Annotated in this window: 13 protein-coding genes, 2 tRNA genes and 1 pseudogene; 9 read left to right on the top strand and 7 right to left on the bottom strand. The window is 59.0% G+C overall.

Annotated elements, in window-relative coordinates; translation table 11 throughout:
- The first annotated feature begins 344 nt into the window (after window positions 1-344).
- The 3 genes from NKJ55_RS20305 (at window position 345) to NKJ55_RS20295 (ending at window position 1,459) form a co-directional block, all read left to right on the top strand.
- Window positions 345-569: a DUF982 domain-containing protein gene (locus tag NKJ55_RS20305; RefSeq protein WP_352451410.1), complete on the top strand. Its 225-nt coding sequence runs from the start codon at window positions 345-347 to the stop codon at window positions 567-569.
- 241 nt (window positions 570-810) lie between these two features.
- Entirely contained in the window at window positions 811-966 is a 156-nt protein-coding gene (locus NKJ55_RS20300) for a hypothetical protein (protein WP_352451409.1), read from the top strand.
- 28 nt (window positions 967-994) lie between these two features.
- Window positions 995-1,459, top strand: a complete 465-nt coding sequence (locus tag NKJ55_RS20295; RefSeq protein WP_352451408.1) for a hypothetical protein — start codon at window positions 995-997, stop codon at window positions 1,457-1,459.
- Window positions 1,460-1,568: 109 nt separating this feature from the next.
- Here NKJ55_RS20295 and NKJ55_RS20290 read toward each other — a convergent pair whose 3' ends face one another.
- From NKJ55_RS20290 to NKJ55_RS20275, 4 genes and pseudogenes are all read right to left on the bottom strand, one after another.
- Window positions 1,569-1,832, bottom strand: a complete 264-nt coding sequence (locus tag NKJ55_RS20290; RefSeq protein WP_352451407.1) for a hypothetical protein — start codon at window positions 1,830-1,832, stop codon at window positions 1,569-1,571.
- A gap of 775 nt (window positions 1,833-2,607) precedes the next feature.
- Window positions 2,608-3,495, bottom strand: a complete 888-nt coding sequence (locus tag NKJ55_RS20285; protein ID WP_352451406.1) for a hypothetical protein — start codon at window positions 3,493-3,495, stop codon at window positions 2,608-2,610.
- Window positions 3,402-3,797, bottom strand: a complete 396-nt coding sequence (locus NKJ55_RS20280; protein WP_352451405.1) for a hypothetical protein — start codon at window positions 3,795-3,797, stop codon at window positions 3,402-3,404. Before NKJ55_RS20280 ends, NKJ55_RS20285 begins: the two co-directional genes overlap by 94 nt.
- Window positions 3,798-3,906: 109 nt before the next feature.
- A pseudogene (locus NKJ55_RS20275) lies at window positions 3,907-4,554 on the bottom strand (SOS response-associated peptidase family protein); the annotation flags it as partial.
- Window positions 4,555-4,705: 151 nt separating this feature from the next.
- Between NKJ55_RS20275 and NKJ55_RS20270 the strand changes: the two are divergent.
- Window positions 4,706-5,977, top strand: coding sequence for an ATP-binding protein (locus NKJ55_RS20270; protein WP_352451404.1), 1,272 nt, complete (start codon window positions 4,706-4,708; stop codon window positions 5,975-5,977).
- 28 nt (window positions 5,978-6,005) lie between these two features.
- Here the strand turns inward: NKJ55_RS20270 and NKJ55_RS20265 are convergent, their stop codons facing one another.
- Window positions 6,006-7,274 carry a tyrosine-type recombinase/integrase gene (locus tag NKJ55_RS20265; RefSeq protein WP_352451403.1) on the bottom strand — a complete coding sequence of 423 codons (1,269 nt, stop codon included), beginning with the start codon at window positions 7,272-7,274 and terminating at the stop codon, window positions 6,006-6,008.
- A gap of 183 nt (window positions 7,275-7,457) precedes the next feature.
- Window positions 7,458-7,532, bottom strand: a tRNA-Asn gene (locus NKJ55_RS20260).
- A gap of 220 nt (window positions 7,533-7,752) precedes the next feature.
- Between NKJ55_RS20260 and NKJ55_RS20255 the strand changes: the two genes are divergently transcribed.
- Window positions 7,753-8,013, top strand: coding sequence for a hypothetical protein (locus NKJ55_RS20255; RefSeq protein WP_023676401.1), 261 nt, complete (start codon window positions 7,753-7,755; stop codon window positions 8,011-8,013).
- Window positions 8,014-8,077: 64 nt separating this feature from the next.
- On the opposite strand, the gene NKJ55_RS20250 is transcribed toward NKJ55_RS20255, so the two are convergent.
- The gene (locus NKJ55_RS20250; protein ID WP_352451402.1) at window positions 8,078-8,278 is read right to left on the bottom strand and encodes a hypothetical protein; all 201 of its coding nucleotides are present in this window, start codon (window positions 8,276-8,278) and stop codon (window positions 8,078-8,080) included.
- Window positions 8,279-8,495: 217 nt separating this feature from the next.
- On the opposite strand from NKJ55_RS20250, the gene NKJ55_RS20245 reads away from it, so the two are divergent.
- The 4 genes from NKJ55_RS20245 (at window position 8,496) to NKJ55_RS20230 (ending at window position 11,965) form a co-directional block, all read left to right on the top strand.
- Window positions 8,496-8,569, top strand: a tRNA-Cys gene (locus tag NKJ55_RS20245).
- An 89-nt stretch (window positions 8,570-8,658) separates the two neighbouring features.
- Window positions 8,659-9,327, top strand: a complete 669-nt coding sequence (locus tag NKJ55_RS20240) for a protein-L-isoaspartate O-methyltransferase family protein (RefSeq protein ID WP_352451401.1) — start codon at window positions 8,659-8,661, stop codon at window positions 9,325-9,327.
- A gap of 186 nt (window positions 9,328-9,513) precedes the next feature.
- Window positions 9,514-10,905, top strand: coding sequence for a TolC family outer membrane protein (locus NKJ55_RS20235; protein ID WP_352451400.1), 1,392 nt, complete (start codon window positions 9,514-9,516; stop codon window positions 10,903-10,905).
- 199 nt (window positions 10,906-11,104) lie between these two features.
- Window positions 11,105-11,965, top strand: a complete 861-nt coding sequence (locus NKJ55_RS20230) for a DUF2497 domain-containing protein (protein WP_352451399.1) — start codon at window positions 11,105-11,107, stop codon at window positions 11,963-11,965.
- The last annotated feature ends 85 nt before the right edge of the window (window positions 11,966-12,050 follow it).

The following is a 12,050-nucleotide window of genomic DNA, read 5'->3' as shown; positions in this document are numbered from 1 at the left end:
GGTGGCCCTACGGCCGTCTTTGGCCGGTTCTTATTTTGTTTCTACTTTTAGACACCCGGGTTGCCAAGTTACGAGGAGGCATATACTCGGTTGGCGGGGTTATTATCCACCGCGCTACACGCACGCTCAGCACCAACGAAACCGCAAAACAATGAGGGGGTCAAATCTTCAGTTCGCCCTGGGGGTCAAATCCTCACTTCGCTTGACATCTGGATCAAGGTTTTCTTTGCGTTCGTGACAATTCCGCTGGTTTTTGTGCTGTTTGCCGGACTGTATCAACTCGCCAAACTCGGGCTATGGCTGGTTTTCCTTGTCTGATGGCAACCCATTGGTTCTCCCCTCCGGTGTACGTCAAGACCGACCGGGCTGGGGTCAGCTACGGCTGCAACAATGTCGAGGGTGCCGCCGAGGAACTCCTGAAGTGGACCAAGATGGGACCTAAGTGGCGGAAGGCTGTCCAACTATGCATCGAGGCCGTCGAGGACCGGGCGACACCGGAGGAGGCCCGTGAGGCCTTCGAGGCTGCTGCCAGGGAGGAGGGGGTCCTTAGAGGGAACTCGGACGGCTGAGCCGATCACATCAAATTCACGTTACCAGGCCTGATCAGAGCGGCACCAAGAAGGTATAGTTAAGTCACCTCGAGCAACAGGAATCAAAAGCGGTGACGCAACTCCAAATCGCCTACATGATGATCGCACTATCGTATCTGGCTGCGGCCTACGCGCTTTACTCCTCCCATTAAGTATTCTGCTTGCCACCACGTCCCACGTCTGATTACCTCGATTGTCTTTCAAGGCTTGGGAGGGGGAAATGCCAGCTAATGAAATGTCTACCGAAGTAGGACGGCTCCGCGCCGAGCTGCGAGAAGAAATCGACCATCTTCGGGCCTCGATGAACTCGGCTATCGAAACAATCAACCGGCGGATCACCAACATTGAGCAGAAGCTGAACGCGCCGAAGAAATAATCAGCCCGCTGGGCACAGAGGAGGGGCAATGATAGAAATCGCAACGGGCTTCAGTGCGCTCAAATCTGCTTATGAGATTGCAAGGGGTCTCAAAGACATAAATGACAGAGTGGCGCTCAATGCCGCCGTGATTGATCTCCAAGAGAAAATCTTATCCGCGCAAGAGGCGGCTGCGTCGGCAAAAGATCGACTCCGCGAACTGCAAGACACAATCGCTGCATTCGAGAACTGGGAATCCACCGCCGCGCGCTACCGGCTCAAAGATTTCGGGGAAGGCACGTTTGCGTACGAACTGGCTATCAATGATCCGCATGGTGAGCCCGCCCATCTAGCCTGTCCGAACTGCTTTCAGCAACGGAAGCGGTCGATTCTCCAGTTCAGCCACACCGGCAGCGGTCGTCGTCATTTCGACTGCCAAGCGTGCGGAAAGAAGCTCGAACTTGGAACCTATGTTCCGTATCGACCGACCGTGAATAGGACTAGCGGCTGGTAATCTTCTTCCATCCTGATCATGGGGAGTAGTAGGGGAGCCTCTCCTATGTCTCTCTGCCCCTCGGCTACATCCTGAGGAGAACTTCAGAGGAGCCTGAAGGCATCGGCCGTCACTCCATGTCAGGTACGTCGCCCCCAACAAAGAGCGTCGTCGGCTCCCCGTATTCGCCCAGCGCCGGGTTAGCATCACGGGACCACGCAATGACACCGGCATGTTTCCCGGCAAGAGCCTTGGCGGTCCTTATTGCCCGATCTTCCGACTGCTGCTCTACTGGACCGAAGACAGGCTGAAGGTCGCCGGTCTCATCACGGTCGAACGCGGTGACGACAATGAGTTTGGGAGTCTTCTGCTGCGGTAGGATGCTCTCGGACATGCAGGCGCCCTTCCTCTGACGCGAACCTTATTCGGTGTCGCTGGCGTACCATCTTCGGCGGTGCCACCCCCTACTAAACCCATAGCTCAAAGCGGGGGCCGCTAGGGCCAGCTCACGCTCCAGGGCAGCGTTGGCGATAAGAAGAACCTTGACCGCTTCTCTGGCGCCGCCGTGGGCTGCTATGGCATCGTTGGTCGCACGCTCCCAGTCGTGAGGATCAAGTTGCTGTTCCTGCGATCTCTCGGTTTGTTCTCCCATGGCTGTTGGTCTCTCTGGGGCTGTCAAGCGGCACTGTGTGATTCCACCTGAGTGTCTCCTACTGGCGCGCTCCAGTAGTGAACAAAAGTGGAACGAAATTGTCAATGGTGAATTGACCGGAAGAGGAATTAGTTCCTACTTTGGGCCATGCCCGACACTGGTGGAAGACGTAAACGCGGCAGCGAATGGAAGCTCAGCAATGCCCACGAGGCAGGGCAGCTTGTGCGCATTCAATGCGGGCTCTGCAACGTCAAGCGCTGGTATCAGCCGGCTGACCTGAAGGAAATCTTCGGGGACATTGAGGCGGAACTGGTTGGGAGTAAAATGAGCTGCGAACGATGTGGCAAGAACGATTGCATGCACGCCGAGACACAGAACCCCACAGCGCGGGAACGGCAGTGCATCGGAGTTAGGCGGCTTGCCGAGATCAGGACGGTGCGGCGAGTGGTGTGGCGGGACGAGGGCTGAGAAAAAGGCACTCGATGCACGCCGTGAGGAACCCAAAAGGACGGTCTGGTTAACCCACCCGCATCCGAGGGTAGGCCACCGCAAGTCCGGCACGATGCTCGTCTGTGAGGCTGGCCCTAAGGGCGTCCAGCCACGCAAGAAACTCGTCCCAATTGTTCGCGCAGAAAACTTTCACCCCATACCTGCCGGCTAGGTCCACCGAACTGCGGTTGACGATTTCTGCCATGGCGTTGTCCATCAGAAAGCCGTCACAGTACGGCGCATACGTCGATATGTGCTTTACATCGTAGTAGAAGCCCGAGAGACGCTCGATGCTGCGTTCCCGGTGAGTATACGCCCCGCCCTTCACCATGGCTTTCAGGGTGCCGTACATGCGAGCCTGGATGTCGTGGTAGGGCGTGTTGGCAAAGTGGTCGGAGGCAAGAAATTCAACTACGCGTTTGATCCGATCTTCCTGGGGCTCCTCCTCGGGAAACCGATAACTCAGGCTGCGCACGACTGTGGCCATGATCGGCGAGTCCCACAGGGCGTCGTAATCGCCCTTTGCCAAGCGGGCCATATACGTGCCGAAGGCCTTCAGATAGCCCCGCGCTGCACCATCGCGCTCTCGCTGCACGTCCTGCTCAAACGTGGATGTGCTTTCACGCCACCTAGGAAAAAGATCCACAAGTCCGTCGATGGCCTCAGCTTTCAGCCGGCGGATAAGATCGATGTCTCCGCGATATTCGCCCACATCGATATGAAAGTACCCATCCCATACGTCTAGATGGTCGTGAAAGGCATCTCCTCGCTCAGGAGAGTAGGCACTTGGCCTGCCACCGCGCCACGCGTCGAACGCGCGGTTCAGTTGAGTCTGCTCCACCTCATAGGCGGGAGCGAACTCATAGCACGTGACGTCTTCTTGATGAACTCCAGCAATTCCTGATGCCGGCTCCATTGGTGCGTCTCTTCCTCGTGGACGCTGGAATACGGCACCACCAGCAGCTGCAACGCGGCAAGCTCTACAATCCGCTTGGTGGCCTCGACAAACCGCGCCTCCTTTCCGCGCACGGCATGACTGAAGAAGAACTGGTCTAGGTAGAGGACCTTCTTCTTGACGGGTGGCAAAGGGTGCCGCTCATTGTATCGACAGCGACCACACCCAAGATAGACATAGTCGCCGTAAACGTCGACGTTGCCGAACTTGTTCTCGGCGCCGCAGCCGGGGCAGTCACCAAGTACATACGAGACAAGAGCCATAGGTATTGCCCGAGAGAGAGGTTCCGTGTAGCGGCTTGTCTCTGTATACGATTCGTGCCCTGGCTGCTCTACAGCAGCCGCATTTGTTCACCGGGCATTGAGTCTTGCGGAACTTGATCTGCGTTGCGGGCTTGTCAACGATCACGAGCGCATCGTCGGGCGCCGTGCGCTGCAGCCGCTTCGTTTCCGAAAGGGCGCGGTCAGCCAAGTCTCGGTTTCCTCTTGTATGGTCAGGATCACTGGCACTGCCTTCTCGTGGATCGGCCTTGATGAGGGAGTGGGCTGGGTCGTCATGAACCCTTACAGCTCGAAGTCGTGGGGGCCGTCCTTCACCCTGCGGACTCCCCGCCAGCGCCTCCATAAACCCGCGAAGAAGAACAACCGGCGGTCCTGACTAAGCGCGAACCTGTAGTTCCGCTGAATGCCTGTCTCAGGGTCCTTGTCGCCCGGCGAGGGCTGGGCTCTGCGAGGCGACACAGCCATGTTCGACGCCAACATACCGTTGCCAATGGCCGTACTGAGGATTGCGTATGTTCGTGGTGCCGTAGTCGGTCTTACCTTTTCACGCCCTCCGGCGGCGTCGGCATTCCCCAAAGTGGGCTGGCAAGCTCGCGTTCTGAGGCGTTGCGGACGACTGTGCCGGGCTGGTTAGGATAGATGTCGAGGCAGGCTCAAGATTACCCAAGATGTCCCGCAATGCGCGCGTCCACTGGCGGACGGCCTCTTGGCACGTGGTGAAATTGTAAAGGTTGCACATGTCTCAGGGTGCAACAGTTTGTGGGGTATTCCAAGAGGGGCGAAAGCGGCACACGCGATCAACGAAGATTGTTGGGGGAAGACATGGCGGCTCAGTCGTTCTGCGTGCAAGATATGCTATAAATCGAGCATTCAAATCGGCGGGATGGGCAATGGCTTTCAAAGACCTTTCTGAAGATCAATTCCGGGAAATCCTTTCAACAAATCTGACCCCATCCGCCACGATCAAGACTCCCGAACTTCTATTCGGCCGCGAGAAGGCACTAAAGCAAATAGATCGTGCGCTATCGTCGCAAGGGCGACAGGTATTTATATTTGGCGATAGAGGAGTTGGGAAAACGTCGGTGGCTCTAACAACGGCCAATATTCTCCAGTCGGCAAATGCTGCTCCTATCTACGTAGTATGCAGTCAAAACGATGCCTTTGGTGACGTGATAAAGGCGATTGGCAATTCTGTCGTTCATATCGACAGTAGAATAGAAAAAAGAGGAAACACGGCGTCAGGCGGCGGCAGTTTTGCTGGGTTCGGCCTGAATTATAAAGGTGGTGATAAGCCGCAAGCCGTGATCGAAGCGCCCACGTCCCTCAATGCAGCTCTGGATATTATCCGGTACGTTCTTAGTAAGCGAAAAGGGAAAATAATCATTGTCATAGATGAAATGGAGCGGATATCTGAGTCGATCCAAAGGGATAAATTCGCAGAGTTCATTAAGAATATTCCGGAATTGGAGGAGAGGGTAAAGTTCATATTTTGTGGTATCGCAACAACAATTAATGCGTTGATTGGGGCTCACCCATCTGCCGGCAGAATATTGGAACCGATACACTTAGAGAGACTACATCACAACTACCTTTGGGATATTATTCGCAATGTTGCGGACAAAGTTGGTGTGAAGGTCGAATGGGATGCTTTGGTTAGAATTGGCCAGATCAGCGATGGTTTCCCGCACTATGTTCATCTGGTTGGGGAATCGATGCTGTGGAGTGCGTATGATGATCCGGACCCGGTGACGCAGATTAAATCGACGCATTTTAAGGCCGGCATCAAGGGGGCAATTGAGAGGGCAGAGTCGGTCCTTCGCCTTCAGTATGAAAAAGCCACGATGAAGACGAAGAACACCGAGGACTATGAGGAGGCGTTGTGGTCAATGGCTGACAAGACGTCCGACAGGCGACAGCTATCCGAGGTATATGAGCAGTCGTATAAGCGAATCATGTTTAGAAGACATAAGCGAACCGAGCTAACGAGAGAGAAATTCAACCAAAGGCTCTTGGCCTTGCGGAAAGATGGCCACGGTGGTGTCCTCGTAGGATATGGCTCTGGGTGGTTTGGATTTAGAGAGAACATCTTGCGAGGCTACGTTCGGCTCCGTGCCGAAAATTCGGGTGTTGAGCTGGGGAAGGACCATGCCATGGCGAGTTAGTCGGGTCGGGACCGCTGGGACCGCGCTACTAACCTGCTTTGGTCAATGCCTTCTCAAGTGCCCGCCGAGCCACCTCAAGCCGTACCTCATCCCCGCCATAGTCCTCCCCAACGCTGCCCGAGGAGTGCCCGAGGACAATGTCTTGGTCCGACTTGGTGACCCCAGCCAGTCGTAGCCGGTCTTTCATCAGGTGGCGAAGTGAATGGGTGGTGGCCTTGGGGTCAGAGACACAAGCCCGAACATGCTTGCCAAGGGCAGCGGATGCTGACGCCGGACCTCGCGGCCTCCCATAGGCAGGAAAAAGCATCGTCGCGTTGCCAGCCGCCTTAACGGCCGCGCGTGCTGCCTCCAGGGCATCACCGATCAAAGGGACGTTCCTGCGAGACACCTTGTTCTTAATGCGGCGGTCAGCGTGCCATTCGACCGTCATATGCGGGGATGCATGATCGAGGTGTATGTCAGACACTCTGAGCCCGGAGGTTTCTGCAAGGCGGCTGCCCGTGCCATCCAGGAGCCTCCAGATGTGCTGAAGGTCTTCCTTGGCCGTTGACATGATTCGGGCGCGTATCGCTGCGGCTTCGTCCAGGGTGAACGGGCGACGTTTGTCCTTGTCGGGCTCGGCCTTGTCCTTGGGAGCCGCCTCCAGGTACATGAAGGGGTTTGTGACCTTGAGGTCATATTCGCGAATGGCGTGATTGATAGCAGCGCGCACCACGTTGAGGTAACGGTCCACGGATGAGGCCTTCCGGCCGTCAATCATATGAGCGCGGACCTCCTTAGCATCTTGCCGCTTCAAGCTGCTGAGTTTCCGGTCCCTTCCGAGCCCCTCTCTGACCAGCTTGAAAATCCGATCGAGTTCCATCTGCTTCGTCTTGTCGTCCCCGACCCTCTCTTCGAGATAGAGCTTCCGGGCGTCTTCGAGGGTGGGGTGGGGCTGCACTTCCCGGCTGCCTAACATCAATGCCCGAAGGGATGCGGTATCGTTGGGAGAGACGCCAATGGGATATCCATCATCTCCTACCGGGTACTTCTTGGCGATGCTCTCGGCAATTATCTCCCTCGCGACTACCTCTTGGTTGAAATCGCTGCCGCTGCCGCTCCAATCGGGATCAAGTTTCCATCGCCTGATTTTTCTGTCGGCGCGTTGGAACAGGTCCAAGGCCGTGTCTGCAACCCCGGATGAATCGGCCTGAGGCGCTTTGAGCCCTAGTGCGGCGTTTTTCAGTTGCTGCTCAGCTTCGCCATGGACTTTCTTGTATCGCGCCAATGCTTCGGCCTCGGTTTTCCCGAGCGGCACAACGATCTCACCTCGACCGAGAAACGTACTTTACGCCGATAACGCCATCCGGCTTTGCCGCGCTTCTGGAGATATTGCACTAAAATCATCATTCCCGTGTACCCTTCGGTGTACCTGAAGGTGTACCTCGGGGGAAGCGCAAACCCTTGCAACTGTTGGGATATAAGGCTTTGAGGCGTTAAATGGCTCCCCGGGCCGGATTCGAACCAGCGACCAACCGGTTAACAGCCGGTTGCTCTACCACTGAGCTACCGGGGAACAGAGGCTCTCATGTGAGTGGGGCAGCCTATAGCAAACCCGTTTCGGCTTTGCAAAGAAGCATTTCGCATTTTTTCGGTGCTTTTTGGCGCAGGGCTTGCTGGCAATGGCCGGCGAGCGCCCTCATATGAGCTGTCTCTCGCCTGTCACGGAACAGAAAAGGCCGTTGCGGCTTTCTCCGGCTGATGGTGCTACTGATGCAAACGGATCGACATTTCACATGACGGCAATGAGCGACGAACAGCCACCGGCCCGGAAAATCTCGGTCTTCGGCCGCCAGTTCACCATGCCGCGCTCGCGCGGCCTCAGGATTGCGATCGGCGTTGTGCTGATCATCGGCGGCATTCTCGGCTTCCTGCCGATCCTGGGTTTCTGGATGGTACCGATCGGACTGCTGGTGCTCTCCTACGAATTTGCCCTGGTGCGTCGTCATCGGCGCCGCTTCGTCGTCTGGTGGGAGCGACGGCGCCGGCCTGACTGAGATTGCCCCGCTGACGGCCGCCAGCCTGCCATATGTCGGCGAGCGGCGTCGTCCGCCCATACGTTTACCGAGGTTGGTCGAAGCAGCTCTCCAGACGTTCGCAAAGCTCCTTGAGAACGGCGGTAGCCGATGCCAGCCGCGCCCGGTCGCGCGGCGGCAGGGTGTTTGCGCCTTCTATGCTGAGGCGGTCGATGGCATAGCGCACAAGCTCTGCAGACTGCGACAATCCGCGCGACGTGCCGTCCTTCGTAGCTGCTCGACGCATGGCGGAGCCTCCTCTTTGCCCAACGTGGCCGCCGGTTTCGGGTTCCCGTCGCCCAGAATCATGCTTAACGATAAGCTAATATGTTATTGCTAAGATGGGCATTGCGTTGATAAGGCAGGGCATGGAATGTCGAGGAACCGTTGGGAATGCATGGTGGCCGCTTGACGGCATTTTCGCCGCAACCTATTGGAGCCGGGTGGAACGCCGGGAGCAATGAGGCCTCGTGGCGGAGTGGTTACGCAGAGGACTGCAAATCCTTGCACCCCGGTTCGATTCCGGGCGAGGCCTCCAATGCCCGAGCTCCCGCGCGTCAGCGCCAGGGGGCTTCAGTTCCGGTCGAAACAGCCGCGGCCTTTGCGCGGCAAGCGGATGGTTGGAACATGAGCGCTGATTTTGCCGAACGCCGGGTGAAGATGGTCGACGGCCAGATCCGCACCACCGACGTGACCAGCGCACCGCTGCTCGAGGCGATGCTTGTCGTGCCGCGCGAGGCCTTTGTCGGCGCCGGCCAGCGCGATCTTGCCTATATCGATGAGGACATCCGCATCGCCGACACGGCCGATGGCCCGCGCTATCTGATGGAGCCGTCGCCATTGGCCAAGCTGATGCAACTGGCCGATATCGGCCCAAGCGATTCGGCACTCGATGTCGGCTGCGGCACCGGCTATGCGGCGGCGATCCTGTCGCGGCTGGCAAGGTCCGTGGTGGCGCTGGAAAGCGATCCGGCGCTGGCCGAGACCGCCACTTCGACGCTTGCGGCGCTGGGTTGCGGCAATGTCACCGTGGTCCACGGGCCGCTGCCGCAAGGCCATGCCGCCAAGGCACCTTACGACGTGATCCTGATCGGCGGCAGCGTCGGGGAGGTGTCGGCGGCGCTGTTCGACCAGCTTGCCGAAGGCGGCCGACTCGTCGCCGTGGAGGGGCAGGGCAATTCGGGCGTAGCCCGGCTTTTTTTTAAGACTGGAGGGGTTGTAACGGGAAGACGCGCATTTAATGCGGCAATTAAGCCACTACCGGGATTCGAACGCATTCCCGCCTTCGAATTCTGAGTGATTTTGCCTTGCAGCGAAGGCGCTGTCATGATCGCTTGCGTTTGAACAATCGTTGCTGATCTGCATAACCGGGCGTTTCTGGGGGCTTTCAGCGGGGGAACGATAAAAAACGCGGCGCCGGCTGATCAGAAGGAGAAGCCAGCGTGGCGCAGTTCCCGTGCAAAACGAATGAGGGAATATAACGTGCCGTCTGTACGCAAGTTGCTTTTTACCGCTGTCCTCGTTTCGGCGACAGCGCTGTCTCCAATGGCCGCCTCGGCCGAAACGATCATCGGGGCCCTTTCAAAGGCCTACCAAAACAATTCCTCGCTCAATTCTTCACGCGCCGGCGTTCGTGTCACCGACGAGGGCGTCGCCATCGCCAAGTCGGGCTGGCGCCCGACCATCACCGGTTCCGCGAGCATCGATTATACCGCCAGCCACAGCAACCGGTTGCACCGAAACATCTCGTTGACCACCGGCAACTTCGGCGTCGAGATCGACCAGACGCTGTTTGACGGTTTTCAGACCAGGAACAATGTGGCGGCCGCCGAATCGCGGGTCCGCGCTTCGTTCGAAAGCCTGCGCAACGCCGAAGAAAACACTCTTTTCAACGCGGCAAGCGCCTATATGGACGTTATCCGCGACCGCCAGGTCGCCGTGCTGACCGAACAGAATCTGCAATTCCTGACCGAGCAGGCGCGTGCGGCGCGTTCGCGCTTCGAGGTCGGCGAAGGTACGCGCACCGACGTCGCGCAAGCCGACGCCCAACGTGCCTCCGCGGTGGCGCAGTTGAGCGCCGCCCGCGCGACGGCGCTGGCAAGCGCTGCGACCTATCGCCAGATCGTCGGCGACGAGCCGGGCAGGCTCAGGCCGGCTTCGCCGGTGTCGAAGCTGTTGCCGTCGAGCCTCGATGCAGCGATCGCGATCGCATCGGCCGAGCATCCGGCCATCCTCGCCACCGCGCATCTGGTCGACGCGGCGGGGTTTTCGGTGAAGTCGGCAGAGGGCGCGTTGCTGCCGCAACTCTCGGCGTCGGCGGGTGTTTCGAGCGCCTATCGCGGCACCGCGCCCGGCTCGCTCTCCTCGACACAGGATGGCGTAACCAATTCGGCGAACATCGGCGCGACATTGACGATACCGATCTATTCCGGCGGCCGGACCTCGGCATTGGTTCGCCAATCAAAGGAATCACTTAGCCAGGCCCGTATCGAGGTCGATGTCAGCCGCGACACCGTGCGCCAGGCGGTGACCTCGGCATGGTCGCAATACACCGCCGCGCAGCAAAGCGTCACGGCCAACCGGCAGGTGGTCGCCGCCGCGCAGCTTGCCCTGAACGGCGTCATCGAAGAGCGCAATGTCGGCCAGCGCACCACGCTCGACGTGCTCAACGCGCAGGCGACCCTCATCACCGCCAAGATCAATCTTGTCAGCGCCGAACGTGACGTGGTGGTGGCGAGCTATGCCATCCTCTCGGCGGTTGGCCATTTGTCGGCAGACCGCCTTGCGCTCAACGTGACGAAGTACAGGCCCGAAGAGCATTACAACGCCGTCAAGGACAAGTGGATCGGCCTGCGCACGCCGGACGGCCGCTGATCGCCAAGCCGTGTTTTCAGCCCGCGCTCGAACGACGCGCGGGCTTTCAACTTCCGACCCTAATCTGTTGAAATCCGAGATGTCGCCAGATTGGGGATTCTCGCAAGCCGTTCCGTCGGTTACGCTGTTGCCATGATTCGAATCCGGCATTGCCGGACAGGAAATCTGAGAACGAGTCACAAGGGCGGCGGATGTGACGATGGCGACGGCAAGCAGCGTACAGCGCGAACCTTCCATGGAAGAAATACTGGCTTCCATCAGAAGGATCATCGAGGACAGCGATACCGGCCGCAAGCAGCCGGGCGACGCGGACGAGCTGCGCCAGGATCTGCAACCGGCGCCGGCAGCAGCGGAGGGGGATGCGTTCCGCTCCGAACTGCGCGGCGGACTGGAGATCGCCAAGCCTGCCACGCGCGCCGAGGTGCAGCCAGCGGCCGCGCCGGTCATTGAGCGCCAGGAAACGCCGCTGCGTCCCGGCCCGATACAAGCAGCGGTGACGCTGGCTGAGGTGAACGCCGCTCCCGAACCGCCCGCAAAGCCGGATCGGCCTGCGACAGCCAAGGCTGCCGAGACGACCGACACCATCATCGCCGATTGGCGGCGCGAGATCGCCGCGGTCGGCGACGCGATGGCCAAGCCGGAGCGCGCCGAGCCACTCCGGACGCCGGACGCCGAGCCGAAAGCCGAGGTTTTCGAGAACGAGGCGACTGCTGGACCTGTGCCGGAGCCTTCGGAAATTGGGCCGGAGCTTTCGGAAAGCGGCCCGGAATCTTCGAAAATCGGCCCGGAATCGTCGAAAATCGGATTGGCGCGTCCGGCGGCCAGCGAGGCGCCGCCCGCACGTCCGGCAATCCTTTCGGAGCATACGGGCCGGCAGGTTGCCGCCGCCTTCGGCGAGCTTTCCGACGCGTTTGCCAGCCGCAGCAAGAAGACTTTCGACGAGATGGCCGAGGAGATGCTGCGGCCCATGCTGCAGGACTGGCTGGACAACAACCTTCCGACGCTGGTCGAGCGGCTGGTGCGCGAGGAAATCGAGCGCGTCGCGCGCGGCGCGCAGTAGCAGCTTTCCGGCTTGCGGGCCTAGTTTCGCACAGCCGATGTCCTGAAACGGCCGAATTGCATTAAGCGTCCGCGCGAGGGCGAGT

It is taken from the genome of Mesorhizobium sp. M0106 (genome assembly GCF_040322715.1).
Taxonomy (GTDB): domain Bacteria; phylum Pseudomonadota; class Alphaproteobacteria; order Rhizobiales; family Rhizobiaceae; genus Mesorhizobium.
This window is presented reverse-complemented; position numbering and strand designations above follow the sequence as displayed.